Source organism: Kistimonas scapharcae, assembly GCF_039540975.1.
Taxonomy (GTDB): domain Bacteria; phylum Pseudomonadota; class Gammaproteobacteria; order Pseudomonadales; family Endozoicomonadaceae; genus Kistimonas; species Kistimonas scapharcae.
Map to the genome: position 1 here is coordinate 1 of NZ_BAABFL010000413.1, position 16,619 is coordinate 16,619.

Sequence of the window (16,619 nt, forward strand, 5' to 3'; positions counted from 1 at the left end):
CTACGATAATCTGATTAGATTATCATCTCACACAGGTCATTTTGGATCGGTGAAAGGTGGACATTTTAAATCGGTGCTGACAGATGTCAGGCAATCAGTGTGAAGACTGCACTGGCGAGTCTTCCCCAGATCTCTGGCGCCCAAACGTAAGTGAAGAGAGACAGAGAAAAGCCGAATAGCGTGAAACAGGCATATTTTATCGCCTTGCTTTGGATCGATTCCGCCTTAATTGTCACGTTCTGCATGCTAACAGCAGGTTTGAAGGGTTTTGGGTCAACGCATTCGCTCACAATACGACTCCTGATCGGAAATACTGGTCAACTTAAAGGGTTGGCATCTTTCAGCTTTTGACGCTGCCAATGGCCTCGGTTAGCGCATTGGCGTCCATGAAGCCTCTGTACAACTTGTTGTTGATCAACAAGGCTGGCGTTCCTTCCAGCTTCAGCATTTTCCCCAGTGCTTGATTGGCTCTGACAGCATTTTCAGCACCAGAGAAATTGGCTCCCAGGGCATCTATGTCTACATCTGACAATGCCTTTGTTACAACATCATCGGTAATACGTCCCTCATGGCTGATAAGCGCATTGTGAACCTGGAGGAATTGAGCTGGTCCTTTCTGCCAAGCCATCATGGTTGCAGCAGCAGCTTTCTCAGATGCCTGCCCAAAAATCGGAAACGGGTTATAGACCACTTTAATATTGTCAGTTTTGGACAACAGATCACTGAACACCTTCGCCTGTTTCTTGCAGTAGCCACAGTTATAGTCGCTGAAGTAGTTAATCGTCACAGCATCTTTGCTGTCAGATCCCGCCCATGGTGCGGATGTCTTCTCCAACATCTCCTGAACCTGGCTGATCTGCTCTTTCTCCTTTTCTGCCTGTTTTTTCAGGTGGGTTTTGCGTAGATTCTCCACCGACTTGATAAGAATCTCGGGTTCTTCGGCAAGCGTTTCACGAATAATAAGCTGGACTGTCTGGCGATCAAGGATCTCTTTCTCCTGACCTTCTGTTGTTTGCGTTATGTTCACGTTCGTTACCGATTGGGTCGAGACTTCCTCAGCAACCGTTTCACGAACAATCGTCTTAACCGCTTGGCGATCAAGCACTAATGCTTCCTGCTGGTCGTCCATTGGCTGCATCAGGTTCACGGTCAGTACAGATGACGCAGTAGCGGCCAGTATTGCGGTCAGGCCTAGTGGAAGCGCCTTTTTCAAGCAAAACTTGGGTTTGATGTCAGACATGTGAAACACCCGATTCGAAATGAACTGGGAGAATACACAGATTGGAATATCATTTTTCCCGCACCGTTCAATATTGTTGAACGGTGAGTAAATAGTTAGTGCAAAAAAATGGGCAGTGCTGCCAGCCTACTCTATAAAGTAGTCAAATGGGACTTTGAAGAACACTGAAAAGCCTTTGATATGCTCTACGGTCATTTTGCGATGGTTATTAATAATCTCAGAGATCACGCTCTGAGGTGCAATCTCTGCAAGATCTTTCTGCTTAACACCCTTGAGACTCATTAGGAATGCAAGCTTCTCTCCTTGGCTACCGGATGGGAAAACGAGGTTTTCCTTTTCATACTCTTCAATGCGATCTGCGATAGCTGTAGCAAACAAGATGACAATATCTGTTTCAGATTTCGCCATATCAAACATACCATCCATAACCTCAGCACGTTCAAGCAACTCTTCTTCACTTTCAATTGGCGCTGTGCAGTAGTGGATTATGTTCATCCCACTATTAATAATGTCAGTCAACTCTACAGTCATATCAGCGAAGACCGCAGCGAAGCTTTGCATATCGACTTTGGGTGCTGATTTTTTGATCATTGACTTCTTCATTTGATGTTCCTCTTACACCACTCGTCATAGTCTGCATGTGACATGACTTCGCGGACGTAAAATATGTTGCCAACCTTACGTAGGAGGCAGACAACACGACAGTCATTACCGTGAATGTCAAAAATGTACAAATCACCGGTAGTAGACTCATTTTTCAGCCGCCTGGCAGGAACCCTATCCGTATTCCAGCCACTGGCCTCCTTCCAGACCTGCCTGATCTGTTCGAAGGACTCAAAAGAGATCCCCTTTTGACGAAAGACTGACCGCCATAATTCCAGACCCCGTGCCCACTGAGGGTTATCTTCTATGGCCTGCTTGATTCGTGTTTCCGTTATAATACGCACGATGTATATGCCCTAATACTCTAGAGCATTATATCGCAATATGTAATATTTTTAAATATAGACCATTATCAAGCCTGTTTGGTTCAAACAATCCTCGAAATCTGAGATCAGTCGGGGTGTTGACACCCAGTTTTCCGGCAACGTCGGTGGTTCAGGTTGGGTATCTTTGTCCATTTAGGACATATGATTGTATACCGTCAATTATTGACAATGAAACGATGGCGATGGAGGCAGTACACCCTCACCTCTCTCACTCAAATGCTTGACTTTTTTCTTTCTCAGCAGAAATAGGCTTTTCCTGCAAATCACACAGGGTTATCCACCGAAATTGTGGATACTCGGAAAAGACCGACTTGCATTATTTCCGTTCTCCGTAAAATAGAAACCAGACATTAAGCCAAGGGGAGAAAACCAATGTCTCGTTCACTCAACAAAGTGCAGCTTATCGGCAACTTGGGCGACAAACCTGAAGTTCGGTACACGCCAAACGGTAGCGCCGTCGCCACAATCAGCATCGCCACTTCCGAGTCCTACAAGGACAAGCAGACAGGCAACAAGGTTGAGAAAACCGAGTGGCACCGTGTTGTGATCTTCGGGAAGCTGGCTGAAATTGCTCAGGAGTATCTTCACAAAGGCAGCAAGGTCTTCGTTGAGGGCAAGCTGCAAACCCGCAAATGGCAGGATCAACAAGGCCAGGATCGTTACACCACGGAGATTGTTGTCGGGCTGAACGGCCAGATGATAATGCTGGATTCGGCCAATCAGCAGGCAAGCAATAATCAGCGCCAGCAAGCTCCCCAACAGCAACAGGGGGATTTTGACCAGTTCTCGGACGACATACCCTACTGAAAAATCTAGCCCTGCTTTCTGCGGGGCTTTCTCTAACACCGGGGGAGATATGGAAGATATTGCCGATCTGATCGAATTGAGAGATGCGCTCAACCGCTTGATTAGTACGCAGCGACGACTCGACAAATGCCATACCAGCTACCACCAATACAGAGAATCCCAAGGGTATAGCCGCGCTCGCGTGACGAGCTATAACGCGAGAGCTTCAAGTCTCGCAGCAATCCAAAAAAACGAAAAAGAAATACTGAAGGCTGTTTGCTGTCAATTGTTCCGTTTGAAGCCTCAGTAGAATACGACATTCATCACTTCAAGGGGGCAACTATGTCAGCCATTACACTCCACAAGCCAACCGGCCTGCTTCCGGCAATCTGCTTTCTATTTATGGCCGGGTGCGCATCCAGCACTCAACAGAGCTTAATGGAAGATCAGTTGAAGGCAGAGGAACTCAAACAGCAGTATGTAGAGGAACAAAATACCAAGGCTCAACGCAAAAACGAGTCATTGCTTGGCCAGATCCCATCCTGGGCAATGGAGCCATTGCCGGCTGATGCTACCGGCTTTTTTGGCACCGGCATGGGAAGATCAGACTCACTCAGCAACTCACGAAAAGTTGCCAAGCTTGATGCAGAGTTTGAACTCGCCAAAACCATCAGCCAGGAAATCAGCGGCAGCGAACGTTTGTACACGCAGGAAAACAGCGGTGGGATAACCAAGCAGTATGAGGCCCTGATCGACAAACTGGTGACAAATATCCCAGTTGTCGGCTACGACACAGTGAAAAGCGAGACCATCAGCATTAACGGCATGTACTACAGCTTCGTACTCCTGAAAATGCCATACGACGAGTACAACGCCATTATTCAGCAGCAACTTTCAGAGTCCACAGACCAGAAAATACAGGCTGCATTTCTTGACCTAGAACGCCGAATTGAGAAGCGCCGGCAGCAAGCAATAGAGAAGGCAGAAAACACCAGTCCAGACGAGTCCATTGCTCCGGAAACCCGGAGTCAACAAGTAGACGGTTCCAGTATCTAATATCAGTTTGTGCGGCAGTGATGCCGCACCGGGGGGTTAGGATGTCCGCATTTTCTTTCAGGGTTGTTATCTTCTCTGGTCTTTTTTTTCTTTCAACGCTCGCAGGCGCTACCACGCCACAGTTTGAATCTGTTCAGGTCTCCGACAGCTATGTTTTGGGCGACTCGGAAACAATGGTCGAGGCCAGGCTGATTGTGAAACTCAGGATCAAGCAAAAAGCCAGTGATCGATTTGGTTCTCTCGTTTCCGGCACATCTACCGTTTCCAACGGCAAGCTGGATGAAAATATCCGTGTCATAACCAGTTCGTTGATGACGCTTTCCGACGTTAAGGAAACTGTGACAGTCAATTCGAACAATCGCACGGTTCTGAACATGACAGCGACAGCAACCATCAACAAAACCGTCCTCTTGGATAAGGCAACCAGCCTGGAAACCGAGAATCAACTCAAGGAAGAGTTAGCCATGCTCAGAAAAGAAAATGCTGACCTACATCGTCAGTTTAAAATTGACACTACCGCTAGTGACAGCAAAACCTCTAAAAGTGCAGTCTCTCCCCATCTCACATTCAAGGAAATGGCATTACAGACCACAGCAAAAAAAGAGTTCAACGAGAGCATAATGCGTGAAGAACTATTAAAGCCAGTTCTAAATACCTCTGTTTCAGCCTCAGTTGTGTCAGTTGATGAATATAATGACGATGATCGCTTCTACCAGGTTTCCGTAAACCTTAACTGGAGCATCGAACACGAAGGAGCCAAACAGGTATTTGATAGCTTTGGCCTTGAAACCAGAAGCTATCCGGATGAAGATAATAAACCAGTACTTATAGTATCCTTCCTGAAAGATGCGAATGACGATCATAGTGCAAAGTCATACTTTGACAGCATGGCTCAACGCTCGTTCCTTATACGTTTGAAATTTACAAAAATCGAAAATGTGTATATCTTTGCAGACTCTCATTTTTATCCGTTTGCCAGCATGCATCGTGCTGTCCATTATGTACCACTAATGATACCGGCTGACTTTTGGGGGTGTCGTGACGCGAAACCCGCAGCTTTTTCAAAGGCTAAATATTTCTGTCTATTCACACACCCGAAGGTAAACCGTCAGAAAATAGTGAAACTTCTGCTACCGAAAGAGCTAGGTGACACCGATAGCAAGATACTAGCTGAAGTCGTAGAGGTTAGCATGGACGACTTGAAGGATATAGTTCACAAAAAGCAAATATGAACGAATAACCTTCTGGTTTATTTTAAAGGGCAAGAATGCTCACAACATTCTAGCCCTTTTATATTTTTTGGTTCCGCCGACGCTTGCATATTTAGATTCTTCGATACACTGAAATTGGAATTCAGAAAGCACTTCTTTTGAGGGATTTAATATGCAAGCCGCAATCAGCATTAACAATCAATTTAATTACGCTTCCGTTTCCGATGGTTCCGTAATGCGTATTCCATTGTCTGATATTGATGAATTTCATTTGAAGAACGTGCGCCGCAAGCGTGACGATAAGAAATTCACTGAATTGAAAAACGATATTAGTCGGCATGGTGTTATTAACGGTATCACCGTTCGCCCTCATCCAGACCAGTCTGGAAGGGTTGAAATTCTGGCGGGTTATGGACGATGGGAAGCCTCAAAAGAACTCGGAATTTCTGATATTCCGGCCACCATCAAACGGGTGGATGACAAAGAGGCTATTGCGATTGGCCTGTCTGAAAACATCAATCGTGAAGACCTTTCATTCTTTGATGAAGCCGTGGCAGCACAACGCTATGTCTCGCTGTACGACGGCGACGTAGAAGAAGCGGCAAAATCTCTCGGCTGGACTGCGGCAAAAGTCAGGGCAAGGCTGGTTATCATGTCATGCGCTCCAGTCGTGCTGTCAGCTTTGGACGATGGCAGCATTAAGCTGGGACACGCCGAAATCCTGTCTCAGTTCACGCACAAACTGCAAGAAGGCACTCTGGAAAAAATCATTGCTGAAAAATGGACGGTTGAAAAGCTGCGGGAACGTGCCGGAAAAGCGCAACGACTCCTGTCTACTGCAAAGTTTGATGTCACAGACTGCCAGAAATGCCAACACAATTCTGACCTCCAATCTGGCCTCTTTGATACCCACGTAGGCAAGGCCAAATGCGGGAACCTGCCCTGCTTCAAAGCCAAGACCGAACAATGGCTGAATGAGGTTCGCAAGCCAGAGCTTGAGGCAGAATATGGCACAGTACTGATTGCCATCGAGAAACCGGAATCTGACCGGTTTACAGTCTCCCCCGCCAATGTCGGTGCCGATCAGTACCAGTCTGGTTGTACCGGATGCGCCAAGAACGCCGTTATCCTCAAAGACGGCATTAACAACGATTGCGGAAGCATTATCCCCGATCAGTGCATTGATTCTGAGTGTCACCGGAAATGCGTCAAGGCATTCAAAGATAGTCTGAAGGCACCCAAGGTACATGCCACAGACAAACCCGCAGGAGCCGCTAAGGTCGATACCGCTCCTGAGAAAAAAGCAGCCGCCAAGATAGAACAGAAGACACCAAAGGCCGTCATTGAAGATTACCGTGGGCAGGTACGGCAAATCAGCGCCACCCACATGCTCAACAATGCAGGTTTCAAGCTCGGAGTGATGCTGGCCAGCATTTGTAAGGCTTCAGGCTACAAGCCTTCTATTGATGCCCTGAAAGGGGCTACCCGCTTCAATGCCATGATTCAGGCTTGTGTCTCTCTGGACATTAAGCTCATCCAGAATGAGATCAATGCAGCCATCGCTTTCATGGCCAGCGAGTCCGCCGACAACAATCAGCCAGACCATGAGTTCACTGACCTGATGATCGGATGCCTGTCAGTTCTTGACGATGCAGAGCAGAAAGTGATCGAAGCATGGAAGCCAGAAAAAGCCTCATTGTCCAAATTAACCAAGCACGGGCTGATCGCCCTTTGCAATCAGGTAGGACTGTCTACAGCTTACGACATTGCTCACGGTGACAATGCGTTTGAGAAGCTGGCAGCAGGTAGCAAGGCTGAATTTGTGAAAGGAGTCATCGGCTTCAAATTCGATTGGAGCCATCACGCACCGGCTGAAATGCTGAAACTCATTCCAAACAAGAATTAAGTCCCCCCTCCCCTGTTTAGCCTGTCTTCGGACAGGCTTTTTTTGACTTGCATATTCATGGAATCCCGTATTCTGACCCTAGAAAGTAGCTGCGATATTTCAATCGGTTAGGGGGCAATTTTGAACACAAATATCAATACTCAGACGCTCGTTGATAGGCTGACAATAGCAAACGACGCCTATCGTGCAGGACAGCCGATTATTTCCGATTCGGAATATGACTTGCTCTCGGAACAACTACGGGACATTGATCCGGCAAACCCGTTCCTCTCCAGTGTTGAAGTCGAACCCGTGTTTTCTGAAAGCAGGGTGAAGCATTCAACACCCATGCTTTCGACTCAAAAGGCATATGCCGTTGACGATGTTGAACGGTGGATTGCGAAATCAGTTAGTGCGGCTGAAGCCGCAGGCTTGGATACAAGCTGCCTTGAGATTCGGATGACTCCCAAACTGGATGGCATGGCGGCTCGCTTATCAAATAAACGTCTGGTGAGTCGCGGAAACGGTCTTTGGGGGAGCGATCTGACACCCTCGGTGCAAAAGGGAGTTCGGATGCTTCATGGCGATGCCGAAGGCGAAATAACCGGCGAAATCGTACTGACAAAATCCTATTTTGAAGCCCATCTTGCAGGCCAGTACAAGCACCCGCGAAATGTCGTCGTTGGTGCTGTTGCTGCTGAAACGGTTGAGCCTGCTATTGCTGCTGCTCTAAAAGCTGGGGCAATTCATTTCCGTCCGTTTTCGACACTCAAAAGTCTGACGTTTGCTGCTCATGGTGGTGCCGGAAACCTCTTGTCGAATATTGACGATGCGTATGCCGAACTGACCAATATCGACTATCCAACTGACGGCATAGTCCTCGAATTTGCTGATTCTTCCATCAAGGACTTGCTCGGAAGCACAAGCCATCACCACAACTGGCAATTGGCCAAGAAAGTGCGGGGAGAAACCGCCTTGGCCAGAGTACAGAGTGTTTCATGGCAGGTGGGAAGAACCGGAAAAGTCTCTCCCGTCATCAAGATTGAGCCAACAGAACTTTCCGGCGCTGTTATCTCAAATGTCACCGGCCATCATGCCGCTAACATTCTCTCAAAAGGGATTGGAAAAGGCGCGCGGGTTGAGATTGTCCGGTCTGGCGAGGTCATCCCGTATGTAACCAAGGTTGTAGAGAAAGTGATCCCAGACGTGCCTGAGCACTGCCCATGCTGTTCTACTCGCCTGGTCTGGAATAACGATTTTCTCTATTGTCCAGAAGACACGGATTGCTCTGCACGCTCCGGCTCCTCGATTAAGCATTTTTTCACCACCGTTGAGCATATTAAGGGCTTCGGGTCGTCAGTTATTGACAGGCTGGTGTCATCGGATATCACCTCTGTTTCTACCATTTTGAGCATGACCATCGCTGATTTTGAGAATGTTGGGATAAGTACAGGCATTGCCCAAAACCTGTATACGTCCATCCAGAATGCGTTCCAGACACCGCTTGAGGACTGGCGCCTCCTTGGAGCCTTCGGGATTCATTGTCTTGGACGGGGTACAAGCCGTCGAATACTGGAGAATATTTCCCTGGAGGAATTTCTGACGATGACAGAGAGCTATCTGCTTGGTGTTGAAGGGATCGGACTGGTTGCCGCTTCCAGCATCATCGAAGGCAGAGAGAAGAATCTTGACGAGATTAAGGCTGTTCTGGCACACCCTTGGTGTCTTGTGACGGCATCAGCGCAAGACGATACATCTGCACCGGCAACAAGAACTGCTATCACAGGCAAAACCATCGTTGTGACCGGCAAGCTGTCTCACGGTTCTCGCACGGACATTCACAATTTGATTATTTCAGCAGGTGGGAAACCATCAGGTTCTTTGAGCAAGAAAACCGATATGCTGGTTTGTGGTGAATCAGCCGGTAGCAAACTGGCAAAAGCGCAATTTCTCGGTGTTGAAGTGATTTCTGAGGATGCGTTTCTAACTCTGGTTCGAGTAGAACAACAGCAAGTGCTTGATGACACAGAATCTTCATTGTCAGAAATTGACAATCAGGATGATTTGTTCGCTTTTGTGATGTAAAAAAAGGCCGGTCTTAACCTGTGCGGGATTTCATGTAACCGGCCTGATAAGGGGGTTTACTAAGAGTAAAACAACAAAAAAGGCCGATCTAAGGACAGGTCGGCACAAATTTATCATTCAAGCGGCGCACAGTTTACGTATTTAGCAGCGGTCTTTATTGATACGCATCAAAACAAAGCCAATGTAGGTGTTTCTACATTGGCTTCTCCCTCGGTGCATACAACCTAATTACGGAAAATGAATCTGATGAGGTTTTCAGATTGTCAGATTATAAAAGGCTTTGATCAAACTTGCATATTTTTTAAATAATAGATAATGAAGACGCCATAAGGAGGCGTATTCATGTCAATAGAGAAAAGCCGACATCACATAGACTCTCTATCTTCAAAATTAGATAGATTCTGGAACCTTTCATCAGATAATTTCTTTTCGTTATTTTTGGACGATCTCTTAACAGGCTTCGGAGTGAACAACGGTAAACACTATCGCCCCATTGATGATAACGAGCGTAAACAGTTATTTGAATTGGGGAGAATGTATGCACAGGCCGTTATTGATTGTCCATATGTAGATTTGCTCGGCGGAATTTATATGAATTTGTCCGGGAGAGGACATAAAAAGTGTCTCGGTCAGTTTTTTACTCCTTTTCATGTCTGCAAACTAATGTCTGATATTGCCAACCATGACCTAATAACCGGAAATTTCTTTCCTGAAAAAAAGGTCTTGAGAATTAGTGAACCGACATGCGGCAGCGGCGCAATGGTTCTCGGAATGCTATCGTCAGTGAAAGAAAAATATCCTACGCTACTTTCAAAACTAGATTTCACGATGGTTGATATTGATCGTACTTGCGTGAAAATGTCGGCCATACAGATTTTAAGTAACTTGCTAATACACCAGGATGAGATTGCAGGGCTGAAAGTGTATCGTGGTAATGCACTTGGTCCGATGTCCGAAATGGAATTTTTCATTGGTTTTCAGAATTATAATGACGCCGATATTGTTGATGATATTCCTATCAATACCAATGGTGGTAGCATTGGTGCTGAGCTTGATTGGGGCTGGGTAGTCAATCTTTAGGGGGCAGTATGGAAGTTATATTTTTGGACGATATCACGGGTAGCGTCTTCAGCCTGTCTGCTTCAGGACGTATAGAAGTGACTGATATCGAATCTGGAAAAGCAATCCTTTGTTCAGAACAGCCTGACCGTGTAATTGACAGGGCATCAGCGATAGAAACGGTAATGTCAATAATTGACAGTTTTGAATATCCCACGCTTCCGGCTGCGTCTTAATGTTCGAAGCCCTGCTATTGGTGGGGCTTGCATTATTTCAGTTTAAGGGACAATACCTTTAGAGCCAACAAACAAGCAGGTTTTTCAAATGAGCATTACCATTTTTGAGTTTGCAACGTGCGATGCCGCTGAAGCCTTTTCTTGCGGGATTGAGTTCGCCAACGATAGCGCCCTAAAGGTTAATCGTATTTATCCCGACGAGCTGAACCCGGTTGATCCCATGTGGTATGTTGAGGTTTGGGATGATGACGAGGAAGAAAACAATTTTAAAAAGGGGGTTTTAAGCTGCCCCGTAGAACCCGAGCTTCACCTGTTAAATACCATTCAGGCACTTTAAAAAGGGGGGCGTCATGGACTTGTTTCAGAACTGCCAGGAATCACCTGAATCTTTTGATTCCACCGCCAGTCTACCTGATAGCATCCTTAACCATTCTGAGTGTACGGAGTTTGCCATACTCATACACAAAGGGATGTCCTCTCAGGCAATATCTTTGCTGGCAAACCTAAGAAAAGAGGCACTACAAAGGGTTGTTTTTTTATGTGGTTTTACTTCAATATTTGCGCCAAAAGCCGAAGTGATAAAATATATCAGCAGCCAGGTTCTTCGGGCTTGTCAGTATCGCAGGTTGCCGATAGAGGATAGAGGATAGAGGATAGAGGATAGAGGATAGAGGTTAATATTTTCATGCAGGAAGAGCAGTCTAGTTTTGATTTTGCCATTGCTGATTGTGGCCATAAACCTAAGATACCGAGGCCATCAACAGATATTCGCAAAGATTCTAACCGTAGTGATGTTTTTCGCTTTGCGATGGAAAAATATAACGATGCTCAAAAAGCAGAATCGTTTGTAAGGGGTTGGTTCAAACGTCCTAACCTGAAATAGATAATGGCGCCTATCGTGGCGCCATTCTTATTTCTAGTAATTTTTCCTTATGTATTCAAGAAAAGATGCTCGATCTCTAGCCTCTTCATCATCACTATCTTCATCTACCTCGTATATTTCATCATCTTCATCTTCATCTTCATCTTCTTCGTATTCTTCAGGCATAACGGCCTCCTTATGATAATTAAGGAATTGCATTATTTTAGCCTCATGAGTTAATAACCTTAACAAAAGAGGTTATTACGTATGGAAACCACAAGCCTGTCTTTCGACTTCAGTTCCGGTGAAGCTGAAATAATCAATATTATTGAAAATGTAGATACAGAGGAAAAAATAGAACAGGTTAAATCAAGCTGCAATAAATTATGGGATGAAGGCTGGCATTTCGTTATTTGCACGAGCCTTGGCAAGGATAGCAGCGTCATGACAACAGTTATTCTCAATGCCGCCATAGAATATGCCAGTGGTAATAGAGTCGTTCCTAAAATGGCTATCATTTCAAGCGATACTGGTCTTGAGAACCCTGAGATTGATCGTTATGCAAAGATAGAAATAGAAAAGATTAAACAGTTTGTCTCCGATAATAATATTCCTGCCACGATTTCTATCGCTCGGCCTTCACTGTCCAACAACTATATGGTTAATATTCTGGGAGGCAGAACTATTGCCAGTGTAGGCAAGTCTGCAAAATGTTCGCAGATGCTCAAGGTTTCCCCCATCAACAAAGAGAAAAACCGCATATTCAGACAACTGGGGGTTAAGAAAGGTGCCAGGATTTGTTCTGTTGTAGGAAAACGCCGCGACGAAAGTAAAGCCCGGGCGATTTCGATGAGAAGCAGGGGCGAGCGTTCTGACTTGCCTGTAGCCAACGAGAACGGCGAATATGTGCTTTCGCCAATTGCTGATTTCACGCTCGACGACATCTTCTACTCCATTGGCCTGGTTCGATCAGAGCTTTTGCCGTCCTATTCCGATTTTGAGGATCTTGTGCGCGTATACAGGGGGGCGGAAGGTGGCGAATGCATGGTGAATGCCTATGCTGACGGTCAGCAACGGAAGACATCCTGCGGCAATCGCTTCGGCTGCTGGGTGTGTGGAAGAGTATCTTCAGACAAATCCATGGAGTCGATGTTGGTCGATCCCCAGTACAGCTATATGCGGCCACTGAACCATTTCAGAAACTACCTTTTAGCCAACCATTTTAACCCTGAAAAGCGCAACTGGCTCGCCAGAACAGTTAATGATGACGGGACTATTGCTATAGCTCCAAATGCTTATTCCCCTGCTTTCTGCGAAGAACTGCTGAAATTCGCATTGTCCATTGATGCCGATGAGCAAGCGTGGGCTCTGAGGAACAACCAGGAACCTAGATTCCAAATTCTGAGTCCAGAGGAAATTATTGCCATTGATGTGCTTTGGAACCGGTACGGCTACCAAAAGGGACTCCATGCATCCTGGTTATATCGTGATATTTTCCATTATGGACAAAGATACTATCCGCCTAGCAGTTTTTCAGAGCATCCCAGGACCCCACTCCCCGCGCCGATCCATCTGCCCTTTGCTGATGATCACTACGACAGCATGACGGCTGGTTTCCGGGATCTTATGACTCTGAGCCTAGATATTGAGGATTCTATCGTCAAAAAAGGACAATATTTCACTGACTGCAACACTGATAACGAATTCCACGTAGATGCTGAAGGCGCCGAACTATTCTTTCAGTTTGAACTGGATTCTGCTCTTGATCGTTATCATGGCGACGACCTGATAAGCCCTACTGCTGGCCTACATTTCCTCATCCGGATTGGGGTTGTTGTGCTGAACAAGGGTGGTCATGCCGAAATGGACCGAATGCTGAGACTGGCCAATCAGATTCATCGGCACGGTATACGGTCAGTTCTGGACAACCGTGAGAAGCTGGTAGGGAGACTTTCTAGTGAAACGTTGAAGGATACTTTTGACCTTTTGCATTGACCTTTAAAATATCTGACCACCTAGTCGTATATTGGGGGGTCAGCATTTTACGAGCCATATGCCATGGCCTTTCATTTAATCCAACCGCTGCCGGTTTTAGGGTCTGTTTCCCATAGCGACGGTTGATGGCGTCCATCACAGTCATCATGGCTGGTGTTTCTGGCAGCACATGCTCGCTCCAGAGGTCTGCCTGAAAACCAGTACCGTCGCAGAGATCCACCAACATAAAGCCAGCCTTGCGATACAAAAAACCTTCCCGATAGATTTTCTCCAGCCCCGGCCTTAGAAGCTGTAGCCATCGACGGGTGTCACAGGTAGGCTCCGGTATGCTTAGGGTCAGATTTGCGTTATGTTGCGGTGCATCCCGGTACGGATCGGTGCGGATCATAATCAAAGCCTCACGGGAAAACTTTCCCTGTGCGCGAAGCTTCTCACAGGCTCTGTCCACAAAGTTCACTAATGCAGCATGCAGGTCGTCAAAAGTAGTGACCGCCTGTCCGAAACTGCGTGAACATATGATCTGGTGCTTGTTACCGGTGATTTCCTCTTCCCAGGGAATACAACTCTCCCCCTGAAGCTCACAGACTGTACGCTCCAGCACTACAGAAAACTCCTTGCGTATCCATGCAGGCTTACACTTACTAAGCTCTCCTGCTGTCCTTATTCCCCAATGATCCAGCCGTTTGCCAATCCGACTACCGACGCCCCAGACTTCACGAACCGGCGTGATATCCATCAGCCGTCGCTGCCGGACAGGATCAGTGAGATCCACCACGCCACCAGTGGCCGGGTAATTCTTGGCGGCATAGTTAGCTAATTTGGCAAGAGTCTTGTTATTGGCTATGCCTACACCAATTGGCAGGCCGGTCCACTGCTGCACACGCTGTTTCATGTCAGCGCCAATGCCATGAAGCTGGTCTGCCGGAAAACCCGCCAGATCCACAAACGCCTCATCAATGGAGTACACCTCAACCTTCGGACTGAACTGTTCCAACACGCTCATGAAACGCGATGACATGTCCCCGTACAACGCATAGTTGGAGCTGCGAAGGTCAATCACCCCCTGTTCCAGCAAGTGACGCACCCTGAACGCCGGTGTGCCCATGGCCACACCAAGGGCTTTCAGCTCCGGGGTTCGGGCGACAATACAGCCGTCGTTATTGCTGAGAACACCCAGTGGCCTGCCAATCAGGGTCGGATCAAAGACCCGCTCACAGGAACAGTAGAAGGCATTGGCGTCGCAGAGGGCGATGACCGGCCTCATCGCAGGGAATGAATCACATGGATAACCACACCCCAGACATCAAGCGTAGCGTCGCCGTCCATAATAATCGGGGAATAGTCTGTGTTTTCAGAGTGGAGTTCAACACGGCCATGCCTGCGGTACAATCGCTTGACCAGCAGCTCACCGTCCAGCAGGGCGATGATGATGTCGCCGTCCTGAGCGGTCAGGGCACGATCGATGATCAGCAGGTCGCCGTCATGGATACCGGCTCCCAGCATGGAGTCCCCCTGCGCCCGGGCAAAGAACGTAGCCGCCGGATGCTCAACCAGCAGCTGGTCCAGGGATAGGCGGTCTTCCAGGTAATCCGCTGCCGGACTGGGAAACCCGCAGGCCGCAGGGCATGCATAATAGGGATATTCTGAAAAACTCTTTGCCACCTTATGCATGACAGGTTTCATTTTAAAGCGTCCATAGCTGTATATGTATACAGTATAGTCGTTTGGCAGCAAAATCCTGTCAATACGTGTTTTGCTGCTGAATTGACACAATCAGTTCTCCAACATCAAAATTGAGTGAGGAAATTTGACGAAGATAGCCTGGTTCCTTGCCTCTCCTGGTCATAGTTTCATGCGAGGAAATATGGACAAACACATATCCAATATAACTACTGAAGAATTGAACACTGCTGTGAAGGAATCAGCTGAACATGGAATCGCATCTTCTTGGAGCGCCGGCCTTCCGGTTTCGTACATGGACAGGGATGGTATTTTGATACAGGAGTTTTCTGATGGCCGGAAAATAAAACTGGCACGAATTGATTATACCTCTATCACTAAATCATCCTCAAAATAAGTAAACTCCCCCGGATAACCTCTGGGGTTAGATACAACTCTTGTACTGCCTATCGTGTAATCTACGCCATAGTGACTGTGGCCATGTATCCACAGAGCTGGTTGGAAGCGAGTGATCAGGTCATCCAGTGAAGAAGCAAATGCTGTCGTCAGATTGTCGTTCCGATAACTGCGCTTGACGGATTTTTCTGAAGGCAAATGGTGGGTGATCACGACTATTCTCCTTTCTTGATATGCCTCCAGTTGCGTCTCTAGAAATAGCCGATGCTGATTATGAATAGTCAAAGTATCTTCAGGTGTCAGGATACGTTCAGCCTCATCGTCAGCAATACTGATCAGCCGGTAATCATTCAAGCATCTTTCACTCAGAGCCATATTTGCCTGTTGTTCGCCATATAGACAAAAATCAGTCCAAAGTGTGCATCCAATGAAGACTGTATCCTGAATCTCTACAACGCCTGGATTTAATAAATGAATGGGTGTATCACGACAGAATTCTTCCATGCGTCGATTGATAGTATTGAGTTCATGGCCATAGTATTCATGGTTACCAGGAACATAGAGTATGGGCGTATCAGGATACCAGTCTTCTGTATAGGCCATGCCGTCAGTGCCTTCAGCAATGTCGCCTGCCAGCACAACTGCATCAACAGGTATTCCTTTACAGGCTTTGAACCTGATGGCATGCATAAAATTCTCAAGGTGCAGATCGCTGAGAACGTGAATTTTCATGTTACAAATCCCTGACTGATTTCGTCATTTTCGTTATTTCAACCGCTGTAGCAGATACAGCCACTATAGAGAGATAGCACGTGAACTGTGAATGACAAAACCTTCAAGATCACGGCTGGCCATGAATTTTGGGGCGATGGTTACCTGCCATCTCCCCCCTATTTTTCCTCAAGTTGCATATTTCAGGAAGGTGGGAGAATAGAACTGTAAACACAACGAGGGAACATCAATGATCGACCAAATTACCACCATGCTTCGGGAAGCTGGGGCTTCAAGAATGACGCTCACAATCACCCCTGAAGGCGATTCCAATGTCACTGTCATTGCTGCATATTCTGGTTTACTTGAACACCGATTCTGGTCTACTTGAACACCCCCGTCACCTTACGTATTGGCGAGCCTGATTT

The 16,619-nt window shown here is 46.8% G+C and carries 18 protein-coding genes; 11 read left to right on the top strand and 7 right to left on the bottom strand.

Translation table 11 applies throughout. The features are described 5' to 3' along the window. Positions 1-340: 340 nt before the first annotated feature. The 3 genes from ABD892_RS15870 to ABD892_RS27175 all read right to left on the bottom strand — a co-directional run bounded on the left by ABD892_RS15870 (position 341) and on the right by ABD892_RS27175 (position 2,187). Positions 341-1,240: a DsbA family protein gene (locus ABD892_RS15870; RefSeq protein WP_345196884.1), complete on the bottom strand. Its 900-nt coding sequence runs from the start codon at positions 1,238-1,240 to the stop codon at positions 341-343. A 126-nt stretch (positions 1,241-1,366) separates the two neighbouring features. Next, positions 1,367-1,843: a helix-turn-helix domain-containing protein gene (locus tag ABD892_RS15875; protein WP_345196885.1), complete on the bottom strand. Its 477-nt coding sequence runs from the start codon at positions 1,841-1,843 to the stop codon at positions 1,367-1,369. Next, complete coding sequence (locus ABD892_RS27175; protein ID WP_425559284.1) at positions 1,840-2,187, bottom strand: type II toxin-antitoxin system HigB family toxin; 348 nt, start codon at positions 2,185-2,187, stop codon at positions 1,840-1,842. Before ABD892_RS27175 ends, ABD892_RS15875 begins: the two co-directional genes overlap by 4 nt. Before the next feature lie 414 nt (positions 2,188-2,601). On the opposite strand from ABD892_RS27175, the gene ssb reads away from it, so the two are divergent. From ssb to ABD892_RS15920, 9 genes are all read left to right on the top strand, one after another. Beyond that, positions 2,602-3,036 (top strand): single-stranded DNA-binding protein, encoded by a 435-nt coding sequence (gene ssb, locus ABD892_RS15880; RefSeq protein WP_345196886.1) that lies wholly within the window; start codon positions 2,602-2,604, stop codon positions 3,034-3,036. A 49-nt stretch (positions 3,037-3,085) separates the two neighbouring features. Beyond that, a complete protein-coding gene (locus ABD892_RS15885) occupies positions 3,086-3,325 on the top strand; it encodes a hypothetical protein (RefSeq protein WP_345196887.1) in 240 nt (79 codons plus the stop codon). A 32-nt stretch (positions 3,326-3,357) separates the two neighbouring features. After that, positions 3,358-4,071 carry a hypothetical protein gene (locus ABD892_RS15890; RefSeq protein ID WP_345196888.1) on the top strand — a complete coding sequence of 238 codons (714 nt, stop codon included), beginning with the start codon at positions 3,358-3,360 and terminating at the stop codon, positions 4,069-4,071. A gap of 41 nt (positions 4,072-4,112) precedes the next feature. Next, entirely contained in the window at positions 4,113-5,303 is a 1,191-nt protein-coding gene (locus tag ABD892_RS15895) for a hypothetical protein (protein WP_345196889.1), read from the top strand. Positions 5,304-5,454: 151 nt separating this feature from the next. Then, a complete protein-coding gene (locus ABD892_RS15900) occupies positions 5,455-7,188 on the top strand; it encodes a PRTRC system ParB family protein (RefSeq protein ID WP_345196890.1) in 1,734 nt (577 codons plus the stop codon). A gap of 120 nt (positions 7,189-7,308) precedes the next feature. After that, positions 7,309-9,252: a BRCT domain-containing protein gene (locus ABD892_RS15905; protein ID WP_345196891.1), complete on the top strand. Its 1,944-nt coding sequence runs from the start codon at positions 7,309-7,311 to the stop codon at positions 9,250-9,252. A gap of 342 nt (positions 9,253-9,594) precedes the next feature. After that, positions 9,595-10,332: an N-6 DNA methylase gene (locus ABD892_RS15910; protein WP_345196892.1), complete on the top strand. Its 738-nt coding sequence runs from the start codon at positions 9,595-9,597 to the stop codon at positions 10,330-10,332. 303 nt (positions 10,333-10,635) lie between these two features. Then, positions 10,636-10,884, top strand: coding sequence for a hypothetical protein (locus ABD892_RS15915; protein WP_345196893.1), 249 nt, complete (start codon positions 10,636-10,638; stop codon positions 10,882-10,884). 348 nt (positions 10,885-11,232) lie between these two features. After that, entirely contained in the window at positions 11,233-11,430 is a 198-nt protein-coding gene (locus ABD892_RS15920) for a hypothetical protein (protein WP_345196894.1), read from the top strand. A 33-nt stretch (positions 11,431-11,463) separates the two neighbouring features. Here ABD892_RS15920 and ABD892_RS15925 read toward each other — a convergent pair whose 3' ends face one another. Beyond that, positions 11,464-11,595, bottom strand: coding sequence for a hypothetical protein (locus tag ABD892_RS15925; RefSeq protein WP_345196895.1), 132 nt, complete (start codon positions 11,593-11,595; stop codon positions 11,464-11,466). A gap of 81 nt (positions 11,596-11,676) precedes the next feature. Between ABD892_RS15925 and ABD892_RS15930 the strand changes: the two genes are divergently transcribed. Next, on the top strand, positions 11,677-13,404 hold the full coding sequence (locus tag ABD892_RS15930) for a phosphoadenosine phosphosulfate reductase domain-containing protein (RefSeq protein WP_345196896.1): 1,728 nt from the start codon (positions 11,677-11,679) through the stop codon (positions 13,402-13,404). On the opposite strand, the gene ABD892_RS15935 is transcribed toward ABD892_RS15930, so the two are convergent. From ABD892_RS15935 to ABD892_RS15945, 3 genes are all read right to left on the bottom strand, one after another. Continuing rightward, positions 13,364-14,668 (bottom strand): Y-family DNA polymerase, encoded by a 1,305-nt coding sequence (locus ABD892_RS15935; RefSeq protein ID WP_345196897.1) that lies wholly within the window; start codon positions 14,666-14,668, stop codon positions 13,364-13,366. The two genes, ABD892_RS15930 and ABD892_RS15935, sit on opposite strands and share 41 nt — an antisense overlap. After that, positions 14,665-15,087 (bottom strand): LexA family protein, encoded by a 423-nt coding sequence (locus ABD892_RS15940; RefSeq protein WP_345196899.1) that lies wholly within the window; start codon positions 15,085-15,087, stop codon positions 14,665-14,667. The genes ABD892_RS15935 and ABD892_RS15940 overlap by 4 nt, the downstream gene beginning before the upstream one ends. 360 nt (positions 15,088-15,447) lie before the next feature. Next, a complete protein-coding gene (locus ABD892_RS15945) occupies positions 15,448-16,212 on the bottom strand; it encodes a metallophosphoesterase (RefSeq protein ID WP_345196902.1) in 765 nt (254 codons plus the stop codon). Between the two features lie 229 nt (positions 16,213-16,441). Here ABD892_RS15945 and ABD892_RS15950 point away from each other — a divergent pair, with 229 nt between their 5' ends. After that, complete coding sequence (locus ABD892_RS15950; protein ID WP_345196903.1) at positions 16,442-16,582, top strand: hypothetical protein; 141 nt, start codon at positions 16,442-16,444, stop codon at positions 16,580-16,582. The last annotated feature ends 37 nt before the right edge of the window (positions 16,583-16,619 follow it).